The organism is Actinomadura sp. NBRC 104425 (assembly GCF_030269545.1).
GTDB classification, from domain to species: domain Bacteria; phylum Actinomycetota; class Actinomycetes; order Streptosporangiales; family Streptosporangiaceae; genus Spirillospora; species Spirillospora keratinilytica.
The window spans coordinates 133467-150188 of record NZ_BSTN01000009.1; the positions used below are offsets into that span (position 1 = coordinate 133467).

At 73.4% G+C, this 16722-nt stretch carries 16 protein-coding genes and 2 riboswitches; of the genes, 8 read left to right on the top strand and 8 right to left on the bottom strand.

The genetic code is table 11. From position 1 onward, the window contains the following. Positions 1-20 precede the first annotated feature (20 nt). Entirely contained in the window at positions 21-1184 is a 1164-nt protein-coding gene (gene cds1, locus QSK22_RS16420; RefSeq protein ID WP_285495052.1) for an L-cysteine desulfhydrase Cds1, read from the top strand. Here the strand turns inward: cds1 and QSK22_RS16425 are convergent. After that, complete coding sequence (locus QSK22_RS16425) at positions 1145-2437, bottom strand: M50 family metallopeptidase (RefSeq protein ID WP_285495053.1); 1293 nt, start codon at positions 2435-2437, stop codon at positions 1145-1147. The two genes, cds1 and QSK22_RS16425, sit on opposite strands and share 40 nt — an antisense overlap. Positions 2438-2666: 229 nt before the next feature. Further along, a riboswitch (glycine riboswitch) is annotated at positions 2667-2763 on the top strand. A 1-nt stretch (position 2764) separates the two neighbouring features. Continuing rightward, positions 2765-2854: riboswitch (glycine riboswitch) on the top strand. Positions 2855-2932: 78 nt separating this feature from the next. On the opposite strand from QSK22_RS16425, the gene gcvT reads away from it, so the two are divergent. The 6 genes from gcvT to QSK22_RS16455 all read left to right on the top strand — a co-directional run bounded on the left by gcvT (position 2933) and on the right by QSK22_RS16455 (position 7789). Next, positions 2933-4012, top strand: a complete 1080-nt coding sequence (gene gcvT, locus QSK22_RS16430; RefSeq protein WP_285495055.1) for a glycine cleavage system aminomethyltransferase GcvT — start codon at positions 2933-2935, stop codon at positions 4010-4012. 20 nt (positions 4013-4032) lie between these two features. Next, positions 4033-4422: a glycine cleavage system protein GcvH gene (gene gcvH / locus QSK22_RS16435; RefSeq protein WP_285495056.1), complete on the top strand. Its 390-nt coding sequence runs from the start codon at positions 4033-4035 to the stop codon at positions 4420-4422. A 3-nt stretch (positions 4423-4425) separates the two neighbouring features. Beyond that, positions 4426-5682 carry a serine hydroxymethyltransferase gene (gene glyA, locus QSK22_RS16440; RefSeq protein WP_285495057.1) on the top strand — a complete coding sequence of 419 codons (1257 nt, stop codon included), beginning with the start codon at positions 4426-4428 and terminating at the stop codon, positions 5680-5682. Between the two features lie 47 nt (positions 5683-5729). Next, positions 5730-7103 carry an L-serine ammonia-lyase gene (locus QSK22_RS16445; RefSeq protein WP_285495058.1) on the top strand — a complete coding sequence of 458 codons (1374 nt, stop codon included), beginning with the start codon at positions 5730-5732 and terminating at the stop codon, positions 7101-7103. A gap of 102 nt (positions 7104-7205) precedes the next feature. Continuing rightward, on the top strand, positions 7206-7415 hold the full coding sequence (locus tag QSK22_RS16450; RefSeq protein ID WP_285495059.1) for an Arc family DNA-binding protein: 210 nt from the start codon (positions 7206-7208) through the stop codon (positions 7413-7415). Next, a complete protein-coding gene (locus QSK22_RS16455) occupies positions 7412-7789 on the top strand; it encodes a type II toxin-antitoxin system death-on-curing family toxin (protein WP_285495060.1) in 378 nt (125 codons plus the stop codon). Before QSK22_RS16450 ends, QSK22_RS16455 begins: the two co-directional genes overlap by 4 nt. A gap of 39 nt (positions 7790-7828) precedes the next feature. Here QSK22_RS16455 and QSK22_RS16460 read toward each other — a convergent pair whose 3' ends face one another. The 6 genes from QSK22_RS16460 to QSK22_RS16485 form a co-directional block, all read right to left on the bottom strand. After that, entirely contained in the window at positions 7829-8269 is a 441-nt protein-coding gene (locus QSK22_RS16460) for a winged helix-turn-helix transcriptional regulator (RefSeq protein ID WP_285495061.1), read from the bottom strand. Between the two features lie 104 nt (positions 8270-8373). Further along, positions 8374-9537 carry a thiolase family protein gene (locus QSK22_RS16465; RefSeq protein ID WP_285495062.1) on the bottom strand — a complete coding sequence of 388 codons (1164 nt, stop codon included), beginning with the start codon at positions 9535-9537 and terminating at the stop codon, positions 8374-8376. Positions 9538-9667: 130 nt separating this feature from the next. Then, positions 9668-11068, bottom strand: a complete 1401-nt coding sequence (locus tag QSK22_RS16470; RefSeq protein WP_285495063.1) for an MFS transporter — start codon at positions 11066-11068, stop codon at positions 9668-9670. Positions 11069-11206: 138 nt separating this feature from the next. Continuing rightward, positions 11207-11479 carry a hypothetical protein gene (locus tag QSK22_RS16475; RefSeq protein WP_285495064.1) on the bottom strand — a complete coding sequence of 91 codons (273 nt, stop codon included), beginning with the start codon at positions 11477-11479 and terminating at the stop codon, positions 11207-11209. Between the two features lie 67 nt (positions 11480-11546). Then, positions 11547-12230 (bottom strand): response regulator, encoded by a 684-nt coding sequence (locus QSK22_RS16480; RefSeq protein WP_285495065.1) that lies wholly within the window; start codon positions 12228-12230, stop codon positions 11547-11549. Next, a complete protein-coding gene (locus QSK22_RS16485) occupies positions 12227-13861 on the bottom strand; it encodes a sensor histidine kinase (RefSeq protein ID WP_285495066.1) in 1635 nt (544 codons plus the stop codon). Before QSK22_RS16485 ends, QSK22_RS16480 begins: the two co-directional genes overlap by 4 nt. A 186-nt stretch (positions 13862-14047) precedes the next feature. Between QSK22_RS16485 and QSK22_RS16490 the strand changes: the two genes are divergently transcribed. Then, a complete protein-coding gene (locus QSK22_RS16490; protein WP_285495067.1) occupies positions 14048-15538 on the top strand; it encodes a cation:dicarboxylate symporter family transporter in 1491 nt (496 codons plus the stop codon). 496 nt (positions 15539-16034) lie between these two features. Here the strand turns inward: QSK22_RS16490 and QSK22_RS16495 are convergent, their stop codons facing one another. Then, positions 16035-16625, bottom strand: coding sequence for a DUF6286 domain-containing protein (locus QSK22_RS16495; protein WP_285495068.1), 591 nt, complete (start codon positions 16623-16625; stop codon positions 16035-16037). Positions 16626-16722 lie beyond the last annotated feature (97 nt).

Sequence of the window (16722 nt, forward strand, 5' to 3'; positions counted from 1 at the left end):
CCGGGGAGGGAGGCCGACTGATGAGCCGCGTCGTGGACCGCTGCGACCCGGGGTCGCGCGCCTGGATCGCCGAGGCCATCCGCAAGGTCGAGGCGGATGCCGGCCGCAGCGCCGACACCCACCTGCAGGTGTTCCCCCTGCCGCCCGAATGGGGCGTCGACCTGTACCTGAAGGACGAGTCGGTGCATCCGACCGGCTCGCTCAAGCACCGCCTGGCCCGTTCGCTGTTCCTGTACGCGCTGGCCAACGGGTGGATCCGGGAGGGCACGGCGATCATCGAGGCGTCCAGCGGGTCCACCGCGGTCAGCGAGGCGTACTTCGCGCGGCTGCTGGGCCTGCCGTTCGTGGCGGTGATGCCGGCCTCGACCAGCCGGGAGAAGATCGAGCTGATCGAGTTCCACGGCGGCCGCTGCCATCTGGTGGACGACCCGGCGGCGATCTACGCCGAGTCGCGGCGGCTGGCCGAGGAGTGCGGCGGCCACTTCATGGACCAGTTCACCTACGCCGAGCGCGCCACCGACTGGCGCGGCAACAACAACATCGCCGAGTCGATCTACGAGCAGATGCGGCTGGAGCGCTTCCCCGAGCCGGCGTGGATCGTGGTGGGGGCGGGCACCGGCGGCACGTCGGCGACGATCGGCCGGTACGCACGCTACCGCCGGTACCAGACGCGGGTGGCCGTCGTCGATCCGGAGGGGTCGGCGTTCTTCGGGGCGTTCCGCGACGACGACGCGGCCCGCACCGCGGCGGGCTCGCGGATCGAGGGCATCGGACGGCCCCGGGTCGAGCCGTCGTTCCTGCCATCGGTGATCGACCGGATGATCCAGGTGCCGGACGCGGCGTCCATCGCCGCCATGCGCTGGACCGCCGAGGTCACCGGGCGCGGCGTCGGCGGCTCGACCGGCACCAACATGTGGGGCGCGATCGAGCTGATCGCGCAGATGCTGGCGCGCGGCGAGCGCGGCAGCGTGGTCACGCTGATCTGCGACGGCGCGGAGCGGTACGCGGGGACGTACGGGTCGGACGCGTGGCTGGCCGAGCAGGGGCTGGACATCACCCCGTACCTGGAGGCGCTGCGCTCCTTCCACAAGACCGGCGAGCCCCGCGGCGCCGTGACCGCGGCCCCGTCCGGCGGGCGGGGCCGTCAGCCGGAGAATCTGATCGGGTTGACCAGGTCGGCGTAGATCAGCAGACCGCCCATGACGATCAGGACGGCGGCCATCACATAGGTCACCGGCAGCGCCTTGGCGACGTCCACATACCCCGGGTCGGGCCGGCCGAGCATCCGCGCGAAGCCCTTCTTGAGCGCCTCCAGCAGCGCCCCGGCCATGTGCCCGCCGTCCAGCGGCAGCAGCGGGACCAGGTTGAACAGGGCGACCGCCAGGTTCACCGAGCCGAGCAGGGCGACGAACATCGCCAGCTTCTCCACCACCGGGCTCTCGGACGCGGCGATCTCGCCGCCGAGGCGGCTCACCCCGACCACGCCGATCGGCCCGTTGGGGTCGCGTTCCCCGCCGCCGAACGCCGCCTGCCACACCCCGACCATCCGCTGGGGCAGGCGCACCAGCGCCCCGGCGGTGTGCGCGGTCAGCTCGCCCATGTACTCGGCGACGGCCACCGGGCCCTGCCGCTCGCGCTCCTGCAGCGGGGTGATGCCGAGGAACCCGACGTTGACGATCTTGTCGGGGTCCTTCAGGTCGTACATCTGGTTGCGGGTGACGGCGATGTTCAGCTGCAGCGTGCGGCCGTCGCGCTCGACGACGACGGGCACGGTGCGGCCGCCGGAGTCGCGGATCAGCTCCTGCAGCTGCTCGTAGGAGGAGATCTTGCGGCCGTCGTAGGAGACGAACCGGTCTCCCGCCTGCAGCCGCGCCTGCGCGGCGGGCGTGGGCGTGTAGTTCGCCGGGCACTCGGTGGTCTCCTGCCCGGCCGGGATGGCGCACTTGGCCACCGAGCCGATCACCGGCTGCGCGGTGGGGGTGCCGATGCCCATCAGCAGGATCGCGAAGAAGACCACGGCCAGCACCAGGTTCATGGCCGGTCCGGCGAACATGATGATGAGCTTCTGCCACCACGGCTTGGCGTAGAAGACGCGGTTCTCGTCGCCCGGCCGGACCTCCTCCAGCGCCGCGCCGCGGGCCGACTCGATCAGCCCCTGCCACGGACCGGTGGAGATCTGCCGGACGTGCCCGGGCCGGTCGCCCCGGCGCGGCGGCAGCATGCCGATCATGCGGATGTAGCCGCCGAGCGGGATCCACTTGATCCCGTACTCGGTCTCCCCCTTGGTCCGCGACCACAGCGTGGGCCCGAAGCCCACCATGAACTGGGTGGTGCGCACGCCGAACAGCTTGGCGAAGGAGAAGTGCCCGAGCTCGTGCAGCGCGATGGACGCCATCAGGCCCAGGAAGAGGATCAGCACCCCCGTCAGCCAGTCCACCGTGGCACCCTCCTGTGATCTCCGGCAACCCGCTCAGGTTACGTCATGAGCCGCACATCCGACCGCGTACGAATGCACCTTGGCCTCAGCGGGCCGTTCGGACGTTTCCGGCGGCGTTTCCGGCGGCGTTCCCGGCCGAGCGGGCCCGGGTGCGGCATACCCCCGGGGACGGGGCGCGACGCGGGCCTACGCGGGGGGACGGGCCGCTGATACGCTGGCCGTGCGCCGCTGATCCCGCGCGGGAGAGCGCCCTCGCAGCCGGCGGGGGCCGCCGAAGGAGCAAACCCTCCCCGGAACCTCTCAGGCCCCAGGACCGCGCAGGCCAGGCGCCCTCTGGAAAGCGGGGACGCCGTCCCCCGCCGAAGGTGAAAACCCCGAGGGGTGAAGCTCTCAGGCGCCGATGACAGAGGGGGAGGCACCGACGACGCCGGTGCGCCGATGGGACGATGATGATGCCCGTCCCGACGCGCGCCCCCGCGATGAAGGAGCCCACCCATGTCCAGGAAGACGCCGCTGTACGAGGTCCACGCCGGCCTCGACGCCACGCTCGTCGACTTCGCGGGCTACCGGATGCCGCTGCGCTACAAGAGCGAGACCGCCGAGCACCGCGCCGTGCGCACCGCGGCCGGGCTGTTCGATCTGTCCCACATGGGAGAGATTTTCGTAACCGGGCCGGAAGCGGGCGCCGCACTCGACTATGCGCTGGTGGGCGAGCTGTCCACGCTGGCCGTCGGCCGGGCCCGCTACACGATGATCTGCGCGCCCGACGGGGGCGTGCTGGACGACCTGATCGTCTACCGGCTCGCGGCCGAGACGTTCCTGGTGGTCGCCAACGCCGCCAACACCGACACCGTCCGCGCGGAGCTGACCGAGCGCGCCGCCGGCTTCGAGGCGGCCGTCGACGACCGCTCCGCCTCCTACGCCCTGGTCGCCCTGCAGGGCCCGCGCTCCCAGGCCGTCCTGTCCGGACACACCGCCGCCCCGCTGGCCGACCTGCGTTACTACGCCGTCATGGCGGGGGAGGTCGGCGGGGTGGACGCGCTCATCGCCCGCACGGGCTACACCGGCGAGGACGGCTTCGAGCTGTTCGTCTCCTCCGCCGACGCCGAGGCGCTGTGGCGGGCGCTCGCCGACGCCGACGACGTGGTGCCCGCCGGGCTGTCGGCGCGCGACACCCTCCGCCTGGAGGCGGGCATGCCGCTGTACGGCAACGAGCTGACCGCCGAGACCACCCCGTACGAGGCCGGGCTCGGCCGGGTGGTCAAGCTCGGCAAGAAGGCCGACTTCGTCGGCAGGTCCGCGCTCGCGGCGCAGGCCGAGACCCCGCCAGGCCGTAGGCTCGTGGGGCTGGTCGCGCGCGGCCGCCGGGCACCCCGCAAGGGGTACCCGGTCGTCGGCTCCGACGGCACGCCGTGCGGCGTCGTGACCAGCGGCGCTCCGTCGCCCACACTGGGCAGGCCGATCGCCATGGCGTACGTCGACAGCGGCGCCGCGGACAGCGGGCTCGCCGTGGACGTCCGCGGCCGGCACGAACCGGTCGACGTCGTCCCCCTGCCGTTCTACAAGCGATCCTGAAAAACCTGGGAGAAACGAACGTGAGCGTTCCGGAACAGCTCCGCTACAGCGAGGAGCACGAGTGGGTGTCCGGCCTCGAAAACGAGGACGGCATCGTCACCGTCGGCATCACCCAGTACGCCGCCGACGCCCTGGGCGAGATCGTCTTCATCGAGCTGCAGGCCGGCGAGGGCGACACCGTCGAGGCCGGGGAGCCCTGCGGGGAGGTGGAGTCGACCAAGTCGGTCAGCGACATCTACTCGCCGGTCAGCGGTGAGATCACCGCGATCAACGCCACGGTGGTGGACGAGCCGAAGGTCATCAACGACGACCCGTACGGCGAGGGCTGGATCTTCAAGGTGCGGATCAGCGAGGAGCCGGGCGACCTGCTCGACGCCACCGCCTACAGCAAGCTGATCGAGGAGGGCTGACCGTTGCCCCTCAACGAGTCCCTGGCGGCCGTCGACCCGCAGGTGGCCGAGGCCGTCGCCGCCGAGCTGCGCCGCCAGCAGGGCACGCTCGAAATGATCGCCTCGGAGAACTTCGCGCCCGTCGCCGTGCTGGAGGCGCAGGGCTCGGTGCTGACCAACAAGTACGCCGAGGGCTACCCGGGGCGGCGCTACTACGGCGGCTGCGAGCACGTCGACGTCACCGAGCAGTTGGCGATCGACCGGGCCAAGGAGCTGTTCGGCGCCGAGCACGCCAACGTCCAGCCGCACTCGGGCGCGCAGGCCAACACGGCGGTCTACTTCGCCCTGCTGCAGCCCGGCGACACCATCCTCGGGCTGGACCTGGCGCACGGCGGGCACCTGACCCACGGCATGCGGCTGAACTACTCCGGCAAGCTGCTCAACGTGGTCGCCTACCACGTGCGGCCGGAGGACGGCCGCATCGACATGGAGGAGGTCGCCCGGCTGGCCGCCGAGCACCGCCCCAAGATGATCGTGGCGGGCTGGTCGGCCTACCCCCGGCAGCTGGACTTCGCCGCGTTCCGCGAGATCGCCGACTCCGTCGGGGCCCTGCTCATGGTGGACATGGCGCACTTCGCGGGGCTGGTCGCGGCCGGGCTGCACCCCTCGCCCGTCCCGTACGCCGACGTCGTCACCACCACCACGCACAAGACCCTCGGGGGTCCGCGCGGCGGGCTGATCCTGGCCCGCGAGGAGTACGGCAAGAAGATCAACTCGGCGGTGTTCCCGGGCATGCAGGGCGGCCCGCTGGAGCACGTGATCGCCGCCAAGGCGGTCGCGCTGAAAATCGCCGCGTCGGCGGAGTTCCGCGACCGGCAGGCCCGCACCGTGGAGGGCGCCCGCATCCTGGCCGAGCGGCTGCTGGCCGAGGACGCGGCCAAGGCCGGGGTGAAGGTGCTGACCGGCGGCACCGACGTGCACCTGGTCCTGGTCGATCTGGTCGACTCCGAGCTGACCGGCCGGGACGCCGAGGACCGGCTGCACGACATCGGCATCACCGTCAACCGCAACGCCGTGCCCAACGACCCGCGTCCGCCGATGGTCACCTCGGGCCTGCGGATCGGCACCCCCGCCCTCGCCACTCGCGGCTTCACCGCCGAGGACTTCGCCGAGGTCGCCGACGTGATCGCCGCGGCCCTGCAGCCGTCGTTCGACCAGGCGGCCCTGGCGGCCCGCGTGCGGGCGCTCGCCGACAAGCACCCCCTGTACCCGACCCTCTAGCGCCTCCCGTGACCGGGGCGACCCCCCGGTCACGGAGGGATCCTGCGATGGCCATCAGCGTCTTCGACCTCTTCAAGATCGGAATCGGACCGTCCAGCTCGCACACCGGCGGGCCGATGGCGGCCGCCCACCGCTTCGCCCGCGGCCTGGCCCGCGACGGCCTGCTGGACAAGACCGCCTCCGTCCGGGCGGTCCTCTACGGGTCGCTCGGCCTGACCGGCAAGGGCCACGGCAGCGACAAGGCCGTCATCCTCGGCCTGGAGGGCGACAAGCCCGAACTCGTCGACGTGGACACCGTGGACGAGCGGCTGGCCGCCGTCCGGGCGAACGGCGCGCTGCGGCTGTTCGGCTCCCGCGAGGTCCCGTTCGTCGTCGGCGAGCACCTGGTCTTCGAACGCAAGCAGACCCTGCCCGGCCACCCCAACGGGATGCGGTTCACCGCCTACGACGACTCCGGCGCCGAGTTGCGCTCCCGGGTCTACTACTCGGTGGGCGGCGGCTTCGTCGTCGACGAGGACGCCGCCGGCGCCGACCGCATCAAGCCCGACGACACCGTCCTGCCCTATCCGTTCGCGTCCGCCGCCGAGCTGCTGGCGCTGTGCCGTGACACGGGCATGTCGATCCCCGCGCTGATGCTGGAGAACGAGAAGGCGTTCGGCCGCACCGAGGACGAGATCCGCTCGGGGCTGCTGGAGCTGTGGCGGGTGATGCGCGCGTGCGTCGAACGCGGCTGCACCCGCGAGGGGCTGCTGCCCGGCGGCCTGAAGGTGCGGCGCCGCGCTCCCCACCTGCACCGCCGGCTGCTGGCCGAGCGTCCCGCCGACCCGCTGCACGCGATGGACTGGGTGACCCTGTTCGCGCTGGCGGTGAACGAGGAGAACGCCGCCGGGGGACGCATCGTCACCGCCCCCACCAACGGCGCCGCGGGCATCATCCCCGCTGTCCTGCACTACTACGACCGGTTCGTCCCCGGTGCCGATGACACCGGTGTCGTCCGCTTCCTGCTCACCGCAGGCGCGATCGGCGTGCTGTTCAAGCAGAACGCCTCCATCTCCGGCGCCGAGGTCGGCTGCCAGGGCGAGGTGGGCTCGGCCTGCTCGATGGCCGCCGCCGGCCTCGCCGAGGCGCTCGGCGGCACGCCCGAGCAGGTGGAGAACGCCGCCGAGGTCGGCATCGAGCACAACCTGGGCCTGACCTGCGATCCCATCGGCGGCCTGGTGCAGATCCCCTGCATCGAGCGCAACGCCGTCGGCGCCACCAAGGCCATCAGCGCCGCCCGCATCGCGCTGCGCGGCGACGGACGCCACTTCGTCTCCCTCGACAAGGCCATCAAGACCATGCGCGACACCGGCCGCGACATGCTCGACAAGTACAAGGAGACCTCGCGCGGCGGCCTTGCCGTCAACGTGATCGAGTGCTGAGTGCGGATCGCCATCATAAAGATGGCCTTTCTGTGACCGTCCGATGACACAGAGCTATCTTAGTGATACCATTCCGGTATGACACTGAGTTATGCTGCGAACATGACCACTCGCAGCGTCCGCATCCCCGACGACATCGACGAACTCCTCGTCAGGACCGCCGAAGCGGAGCACATCTCCATCAACGCGGCCATCGTCCAGGCAGTGGAGCAGTGGGCCCAGGCGCGCGACCACCGCGCCCGGGTGCAGGCGGTGGTCGCGGAGGTCATGGCGGAGGACGCGAACCTGCTCAGGCGGCTGGCCGACTCATGACCGAATACCTGACCGCAGAGGACCTGACCGGCATCAACGCGGCCGTGCTGGGCGGTGCGGCCGCGGTGCGCGACGCGGGCCTGGTGACATCGTCGGCGATGCGCCCGACCACCGTCGCCTTCGGTGTCGAGGCGTACGGCACGCTTCCCGAGAAGGCGGCGGCCCTGCTTCACTCGATCATCTGCAACCACGCCTTCGTCGACGGCAACAAGCGCACGGCATGGACGGCCATGCGGGTCATGCTCGCCCTCAACGGCGGCCGCCCCGATCTCACCGAAGACGAGGCGTACGACCTGGTGATCCGGATCGCGACGTCCTGTTCGGAGATCGAGGTGAAGGAGATCGCCGAGGCGCTGCGCGTCGTCTCCGCGTGAGGAGGCCCGCCGGGGCCGTGCCGCCCGCCCGCGAGCGGGTCAGGTGCGGGCGCCGCGGCCGGTGGGTGTGGCGCCGTCCCTGACCGGGCGGCCGCAGCAGGCGCACACCACCTGGGGCCGCAGGCGCTCGCCGCAGACGTGGGTCCACCGGACGGGCGGATCGTCGGGGTTGAGGTGCCGGTCGCCCCAGCTCATCAGCACGGCCAGCACGTCGCTCAGCTCCCAGCCCGACTCGGTCAGGTGGTACTCGTACCGGGCCGGGCGCTCGCTGTACAGCTCGCGGCGGACGATCCCGGCGGTCTCCAGTTTGCGCAGCCGCGTGGTGAGGATGTCCCGCGGGGCGCCGGTGTTGCGGGCGATCGCGTCGAACCGGCGGACCCCGTACACCAGTTCGCGGATGACCAGCAGGCTCCAGCGTTCCCCGATGACCTGCAGGGCGTCGGCGATGGAGCACTCGCGCGGGTCGGCGTCTTTCGGCATGACCCCAGCCTACGTCGGTTTGATTTTCCGACGCGCCCGTTTCGCCGTCCGTCCGGGAGGGGCTGCCGCCCCGCCCCTCCCGAAGGCCGTCAGAGGCGTTCGCATCAGAGGCGTTCGATGACGGTGGCGTTGGCCATGCCGCCGGCCTCGCACATGGTCTGCAGGCCGAAGCGGGCGCCGCGGTCCTCCAGGGCGTGCAGGAGGGTGGTCATGATGCGCGCGCCGCTGGCGCCCAGCGGATGGCCGATGGCGATCGCGCCGCCGCGCACGTTGACCTTGTCGGCGGGGACGCCGAGCTCGCGCCGCCAGGCCAGCACCACCGAGGCGAACGCCTCGTTGACCTCGAACAGGTCGATGTCGGCGGAGGTCAGGCCGGAGCGCCGCAGCACCTTCTCGGTGGCGGGGATGATCGCGGTGAGCATCATCAACGGGTCGTCCCCGGTGACCGCGAAGGAGTGGAAGCGGGCCCGCGGCCGCAGCCCCAGCCGCCGGGCGACGTCGCCGCTCATGATCAGCAGCGCGGCCGCGCCGTCGTTGAGCGGGGAGGCGTTGCCCGCGGTGACCCGCCAGTCGATCTCGGGGAACCGCTCCTCGTAGACGGGGTCGTAGTAGGCGGGCTTGAGCCCGGCGAGCACCTCCGGCGAGGTGGAGGGCCGGATGGTCTCGTCGCGCTGCCCGGTCCAGGCGACCTCGCGGTCGAACTCGCCGTTCTCCCAGGCGGCGTGCGCGCGCATGTGCGACTCGTAGGCGAACGCGTCGAGCTCCTCGCGGGAGAGCTTCCAGCGGGCGGCGATCCGCTCGGCGGCGATGCCCTGCCCGATGAGCCCGCCGGGGTAGCGCTCGGGGAGGAGGGTGCCGAAGGGGTCGCTGCCGGGCAGCACGCTGGACCCCATCGGGACGCGCGACATCGACTCCAGGCCGCAGGCGATCGCGACGTCGTACGCGCCGCTGATCACTCCCTGCGCGGCGAAGTGCGCGGCCTGCTGGGAGGAACCGCACTGCCGGTCGACGGTGGTGGCCGGGACGCTCTCGGGGAACCCGGCGGCGAGCACCGCGGACCGGGTGACGTTCAGCGCCTGGTCGCCCACCTGGGTGACCACGCCGCCCACCACGTCGTCGATCTCGGCCGGGTCGATCCCGGCCCGCTCCACCAGGGTCTTGAGGGTGCGGGCCAGCAGGTCCACCGGATACTCGCCGTGCAGTTGCCCGCCCGGCTTGCCCTTGGCGACCGGCGTGCGCACCGCCTCCACGATCACCGCGTCTCGCATCTGGATCTCCTTCGGTGAGCCGGCCCCACCGGGCCGAATCTCGTTCTGTTTCTACTCTGCGCTAGTTAGTTGGAAAACACAACCCACTTGCCGGGTGGGCGGGATCACATCCGGCGGGCGCCGTGCGGGCTCAGGACCGGCGGGCGCGGGGCAGCGTCAGGCAGGCCAGCGCGGCGGCCGCGGCGGCGAGCGCGGTGCCCAGCCAGCCGGTGTCGAAGGAGACCGCGTCCGGCTCCCCCGCGCCCAGCAGCGCCACGAGCATCGCGACACCGAGGACGGTGCCGATCTGGCGGGCCATGGTGACCACCGCGGAGCCGGTGGAGAAGTTGTGCGGCGGCACCGCGGCCACCGCGGCACCGATCAGCGTGGGCAGGGCCAGTCCGACGCCCACCCCGGTCAGCAGCATCCCGGGCAGCATGCCGGCGACGTAGCCGTCCTCCATGCGCCACATCCACCAGCCGATCCCGGCCGCGAAGACGGCGCAGCCGAGGAACGACAGCGGCCCGGCGCCCAGCCGGCGGGCCGCCGGCGCCGCGCCCACCGCCAGCGTCGGCACCATCAGCGGTCCGGGCGCGATCGCCAGCCCCGTGCGCAGCGCCTGCCAGTGCCAGACCTGCTGGCACCACAGCACCGCCGACAGCAGCATCGCGGCGAACGCGACCGAGAACAGCACGCCGGCGACCGTGGCCGGACCGAACGCGGGCAGCCTCAGCAGCTCGGGCGGCACCACCGGCGCCGGGTGCCGCGCCGACCGCCACGCGCACAGCGCGAGCAGCACGGCACCGGCCGCCAGGGAGCCCGCCACCCGCGCCGACGTCCAGCCCCAGTCGTCGCTCCTGACCACGCCGAGGGCGAGCGCGGCGACGCCGGCGGTGAGCAGCGCCGCGCCCGGCAGGTCCGGCCGCGCCCCGTCCGCGCGGGCGGGCGGACGGGGCAGCAGCCGCGCGCCCGCCGCCAGCGCCGCCAGCCCGATCGGCACGTTGACCAGGAAGACCCAGCGCCAGTCGAACTGGGTGAGCAGCCCGCCCGCGACGGGGCCGAGCGCCGCCGCCAGCCCGCTGACGGCGGTCCAGCCGCGCACCGCGGCCTGCCGCCGCGGCGGCGGGGTCGCGGCCAGCAGAAGGCCCAGCGAGGAGGGGATGAGCAGCGCAGCCCCGGCGGCCTGGACGACGCGCGCGGCCACCAGGGTCCACACCCCCGGCGAGACGGCGCAGGCCACCGACGCGGCCGTGAACACCGCCAGGCCGAGCAGGTAGGCGCGGCGGGGCCCGGTCCGGTCGGCGAACCCGCCGGCGGGGACCATGAGCGCGGCGAAGACCACCGCGTACGCGTTGAGCACCCAGGACAGCTCCGCCAGCGGCGCCCCCGCGTACCGCTCCCCGATCCGCGGCAGGGCCACATTGACGATGAACATGTCCAGGTTGGACATCGCCACTCCGGCGGCGACGACGGCGAAGACGGCCCCCGGCCGGGCCGGGCGCACCGCCCCGTCCGCTGCGGCGCCCCCGGCCCGGATGGTCGGACTGCTCACGGCGTTCCTCCGAGATCACATTCGGCGAATGGTAAGTTGGAAAATCCAACCTACTCGCCCGAACGTAGCGCCGCGCGTCCGGGAACACAACCGTCCGGACGCACGCGGAGGGCCGGCGGCCCTCCGCGTGCGCGGCGGCTACAGCTTGGGCTCGAACATGGCCCTGATCTTCTTCGCCGCCTCGGTCCGCTTGGCCTTGTCCGGGGTCCGGCGCACCTGTCCCGTGCGCCGGGCGTCGTCCGGACGGGCCTCGTCGCGGCGGGCATCGCGACGCCGGGCCTCGTCGCGGCGCGCCTCGGTGCGGCGGGCCTCGCCGCCGGCGCGCCGGTCCCGTCCCGCGCCCTTGCCCCCGGCCCGGCCGCCCGCCCGCGCGGCGCCCGTGCGATCGGTGTTGTCGTGCAGGTCCCCCACAGCGCATCCCCCCGTTGCCGTTCGGTCCTGGTCGGACAGCGGGTTACGTACCCGGACCTGCGAAGATCTACTCCGCCGCGGCGGCCCGGTAGAAGCGCACCTCGGGCCTGCCGACCTGGCCGTAGTGCGGGCGGCGCACCACCACGCCCTGGTCGGCCAGGTACTCCAGATAGCGGCGCGCGGTCACCCGGGACACGCCGGTCAGGGCGGCCGCGGACGCCGCCGACAGCCCCTCCTCCGCGCCCGCCAGCGCCTCGGTGACCGCCTGCAGGGTCTCCTGGCTCATGCCCTTGGGCAGCGAGCCGCGGTCGGGGGTGCGCAACGTGGCGAGCATCGCGTCCACGTCGGCCTGGCCCGTCACCTCGCCGGAGCGCTCCGCGCGCTGCCGGAACCGCGCGTACCGCTCCAGCTTGTCGCGCAGCGCCGCGAACGTGAACGGCTTGAGCAGGTACTGCACCACCCCGGCGGACACCGCCGAGCGCACCGCGGCCAGGTCGCGGGCGGACGTCACCGCGATCACGTCGACGGTGCTGCCCGCGGCCCGCAGCGCCCGGCAGACCTTCAGCCCGTGGGTGTCGGGCAGGTAGAAGTCCAGCAGCACCAGATCGACGGGCGTGCGCTCGCAGAACCGCAGCGCGGCCGCCCCCGAGTGCACGACCCCGGCGACGGTGAACCCGGGCACGCGCTCCACGTACGTCCGGTGCGCGTCGGCGGCCACCGGCTCGTCCTCCACCACCAGAACCCGGATCACGAGCCGCTCCCCTCGGGCAGCGGCAGGCGGACGGTGAACACCGCGCCGACGTCGCGGGTGACCTCGATGGAGCCGCCGTACCGCCGCACCGCCCGGCCGACCAGCGCGAGCCCGAGGCCGTGCCCCACCGGGCCCTCGGCGGGCTTGGTGGTCCAGCCGCGGCGGAACATGGCGGGCGCGCGCTCGGGGTCCACGCCCGGCCCGTTGTCGGCCACGCGCAGCATCAGCTCTCCCCCGTCCGCCCGGGCGGTGACCGCCACCCGGGGCGACTCGCGGTGGGCGGCCGCGCCCTCGATCGCCGCGTCGATCGCGTTGTCCATCAGGTTCCCGAGGATAGTGACCAGGTCGCGGGGGTCGATCCCGGCCTGCTCGATCACCGCGTCGCCGAGCGCGGAGTCGTCGGTGAGGACCAGTTCGACGCCCCGTTCGGCGGCGTCGGCGCCCTTGCCGAGCAGCAGCGCGGCCAGCACGGGCTCGCCGACCGCGCCCACCACCCGGTCGGTGAGCCGCTGGGCGGTCGCCATCTCGGCGGTGGCGAACTCGACGGCCTGTTCGCTGCGGCCCAGCTCGACCAGCGACACGACGGTGTGCAGACGGTTGGCGGCCTCGTGCGCCTGGGCGCGCAGCGCCTCGGCGAACCCGCGCACCGCGCCCAGCTCACCGGTGAGCGTCTGCAGCTCGGTATGGTCGCGCAAGGTGACGGCGGTGCCCATGGCGCGGCCCCGCGACCGCACCGGGACGGTGTTGACGACCAGCACCCGGGTGTCGGCGACGTGGATCTCGTCGGACCGGGGTTCGGGCGACACCAGCGCGGCGGCCAGCTCGTCCGGCAGGCCCAGGTCGGCGGCGGGGCGGCCGCGCGGGTCGCCGGACAGGTCGAGCAGCTCGCGGGCGGCGTCGTTGCACAGCACGACGCGGCCGTCCCGGTCGAGCAGGACCAGGCCCTCGCGCACCGCGTGCAGGATCGACTCGTAGTAGTCGAACATGGCGCGCAGCTCGGCGGGCGCCGCGCCCCGGGTCTGCCGGCGCAGCCGCGCGCTGACCAGGCCGCTGCCGGTGATCCCGACCGCCAGCACCGCGACCGCGACGAGGGCCAGCGTGATCAGCCGCTCGCGCAGTTCGGCGGAGATCACGCGGACGGTGATGCCGACCGCCACCATCGCCACCACCCGGTGCCGCTCGTCGAAGACGGGCGCGACGGCGCGCACGGACGGCCCCAGCGTGCCGGTGTAGGTCTCGGTGAACGTGCGCCCGGCCAGGGCGGGGCCGACGTGGCCGAGGAAGGGGCGGCCGATCTGCGCCGGGTTGGTGTGCGTGTAGCGGATCCGGTTCCGGTTCATGATCGTGATGAAGTCGACGCCGGTGTCGGCGCGGACCCGTTCAGCCAGCGGCTGCAGCGTGCGGCTGGGGTCGCGCCCGGCCAGCGCCTCGCGCACGCTCGGGGTGCGGGCCAGCGTGGCGGCCACGGCGGTGACCTTCTCGCGGGCGCGGGTGTCGGCGGCGCGCGCCGCGTCCAGGTACGCCAGCGCGGCGCCGAGCACCACCAGCAGGGCGACCACGGCCGCCTGCAGCACCAGCAGCTGCCCGGCCAGGCTCCACCGCCGGCCCGCTCCCGGAAGCGGCGCCCTCATCGGAGCGCCCTCATCGCGCGGCCTTCATGACGAGCACATCACCTGCATGTGAACGAAATGTACAAAAACGTGACGGGCATCACACGAACCCGGATAGTCGCTGTTCGGAAAACGCGCCGGGGGGCGCCCGGCGCTCTCCCGTCCCCCCGGACCCGCGAAGGTCCACAAGACCCCGAGGAGGCGACCGTGTCCACTGCGCCGACATCCGGCGGCACCGGCACCCCCCTGGCCCGACAGCGCCGGGACCGGGTGCACTACCTGTACCTGGCCGTCATCGGCGCCGTGGCGGCCGGCATCGCCGTGGGCCTGGCCGCCCCGGACGTCGCGACCGAACTCAAGCCGCTCGGCACCGGCTTCGTCAACCTGATCAAGATGATGATCTCGCCGATCATCTTCTGCACGATCGTGCTGGGCATCGGCTCGGTCGCCAAGGCCGCCAAGGTCGGCAAGGTCGGGTTGATCTCCCTCGGCTACTTCCTGGTCATGTCGACGTTCGCGCTGGGCATCGGCCTTGCGGTCGGCAACTTCCTGCACCCGGGCGAGGGCATGCACCTGGATCCGGGCTCGGCCGCCAAGGCGCACGAGTCGGCCGAGGGCGGCGAGGGCACCGTCGACTTCCTGCTCGGCATCATCCCCACCTCGCTGCTGTCGGCGCTGACCGAGGGCGAGGTGCTGCAGACCCTGCTGGTGGCGCTGCTGGCCGGGTTCGCGCTGCAGAAGATGGGCCCCGCGGGCGCCCCGATCCTGCGCGGCATCGAGCACATCCAGCGGCTGGTGTTCCGCATCCTGGCGATGATCATGTGGGCGGCGCCGGTCGGCGCGTTCGGTGCGATCGCCGCGGTGGTCGGCGAGACCGGCTGGTCCGCGCTGCGCAGCCTCGCGGTGATCATGCTCGGGTTCTACATCACCTGCGTGCTGTTCGTGGTGGTGGTGCTCGGCGCCGTGCTGTGGGCGGTGGCCCGGATCAACCTGTTCCAGCTGCTGCGCTACCTGGCCCGCGAGTTCCTGCTGATCCTGTCCACCTCCTCCTCGGAGTCGGCGCTGCCGCGGCTGATCGCCAAGATGGAGCACCTGGGCGTCAGCCGGCCGGTGGTCGGCATCACCGTGCCCACCGGCTACTCGTTCAACCTGGACGGCACCGCCATCTACCTGACCATGGCGACCCTGTTCATCGCCGCGGCGCAGGACGAGCCGCTGTCCCTGGGCGCCCAGCTGTCCCTGCTGGTCTTCATGATCATCGCGTCCAAGGGCGCGGCCGGGGTGAGCGGCGCCGGGCTGGCCACGCTGGCGGGCGGCCTGCAGTCGCACCGGCCCGAGCTGGTGGACGGCGTCGGGTTCATCGTCGGCATCGACCGGTTCATGTCCGAGGCGCGGGCGCTGACCAACTTCGCCGGCAACGCCGTCGCCACCGTGGTCGTCGGGGCCTGGACGGGCGAGCTGGACTCGGCCCGGGCGCGCCGCGTGCTGGCGGGCGAGGACCCGTTCAACGAGGCGACGCTCCTGGACGACCACGGCGCAGCAGCCGAGCCGGCGAAACCGTCCGAGCCGTCCGGGCGATCCGCGCCCGAACCGTCCGGTGCGTCCGCGACGGGGTCCGCCGCCCCCAGCGGCGCGGCGTCCGGGCCGGGACCGGACGGCGACGCGCCCGCCCAGGCCGCCGCAGCCGGAAGTCGATGACCGCCTCCAGGCCGCCCATCGCCGTCGCGGCGCGGTACCGGGCCACCGGCCCCGCGACCAGCGCGGCGTAGATCGCGGCCGGGGACGCGTCCTCGGCGCAGGTGACGGTCATCAGCAGCCGCGGCCGGGCCGCGCTGCCGGTGAGCCGCATCCGCACCTGCGCGACGCCGGGCACCCGCCCGGCGTCGCGCAGCAGCTCCTCCCCCGCCCGGCGGGCCTGCACGCGGACGTGGCCGCGCAGCGCGGGACGCCACCGGCGCAGCGCCGCCCGCCCCTCCCGGATCAGCCAGGCCAGCCCCACCAGCGCCAGGAACTCGGCGACGCTGGCCAGGACGGGCCAGAACCAGGCGTTGCGCAACGCGTACCGGACCACCGCCGGGTCGAGCACCGGCCGCACCTGCCACGCCGCGCCGAACCCGCCGAGACCGGCGCACAGCGCGAGCGCTCCGCACATCAGCAGCACCGTGCCGGTCAGGGCCGTGGCGACTCGCATCGCTCAGTCCCTCCGCCACGTCGTCAGGGCGCTGACGCGCCGCTCCTCCAGCAGGTCCAGCTCGGCCAGCCGGTCGAGCACCGCCCGGCGCACCCGCGAGTCGAACATGGCGGGATTGCAGTAGTGCGTGGTCGTCCGCACGACGACCCGGGGCCGCAGCCGCCTGCCGCGCACCCCCACCCGCGCGCGCGTGATGCCGGGCACGCGCGCCGCCGTGTCGACCAGGACCCGCCGCACGTCCGCGCGGCTCATCCCGGCCGCCGACCACGGGGTGACGCCGCGCATCGGCAGCGTCCGGCCCCTGCGCGGCACCGCCGAGACCACCATGGCCAACCCGAGCGCGGCCAGCGCGGCCGCCGCAGCCAGCACGGGCGGGTCGCCCCAGGCGACGTGCCGCAGCACGGAGGCCATCCGGTCGACCGGCAGCAGATGCGCCCCGCCCGCGGCCATCGCCCAGACCGCCTCGACCGCCGTCACCGCACCGGCGGCCGTGACCACCGCCGCCGCGACCAGCGCCGCCAGCGCGCACTGCGGCCGGAACGCCCGCCGGGTCAGCCACTGCGCGGCCTCCGGTGCGCGCGTCCGTTCCGTCACGTGTGTGACCAGTGTCGTCTCGCCCATCGCCACCCCCGTCGACAAGTGGGCATGCGTAACCTTGCCACTACCCACCGTGACGGATCATTACTCCAGC

What these genes read in the sequence shown, in the direction of transcription:
- QSK22_RS16465 (WP_285495062.1), bottom strand. Translation starts at nt 9,537, where the DNA reads ATGCGAGACGCGGTGATCGTGGAGGCGGTGCGCACGCCGGTCGCCAAG.
- QSK22_RS16485 (WP_285495066.1), bottom strand. Translation starts at nt 13,861, where the DNA reads ATGAGGGCGCCGCTTCCGGGAGCGGGCCGGCGGTGGAGCCTGGCCGGG.
- gcvT (WP_285495055.1), top strand. Translation starts at nt 2,933, where the DNA reads ATGTCCAGGAAGACGCCGCTGTACGAGGTCCACGCCGGCCTCGACGCC.
- QSK22_RS16450 (WP_285495059.1), top strand. Translation starts at nt 7,206, where the DNA reads ATGACCACTCGCAGCGTCCGCATCCCCGACGACATCGACGAACTCCTC.
- cds1 (WP_285495052.1), top strand. Translation starts at nt 21, where the DNA reads ATGAGCCGCGTCGTGGACCGCTGCGACCCGGGGTCGCGCGCCTGGATC.
- QSK22_RS16445 (WP_285495058.1), top strand. Translation starts at nt 5,730, where the DNA reads ATGGCCATCAGCGTCTTCGACCTCTTCAAGATCGGAATCGGACCGTCC.
- QSK22_RS16455 (WP_285495060.1), top strand. Translation starts at nt 7,412, where the DNA reads ATGACCGAATACCTGACCGCAGAGGACCTGACCGGCATCAACGCGGCC.
- QSK22_RS16460 (WP_285495061.1), bottom strand. Translation starts at nt 8,269, where the DNA reads ATGCCGAAAGACGCCGACCCGCGCGAGTGCTCCATCGCCGACGCCCTG.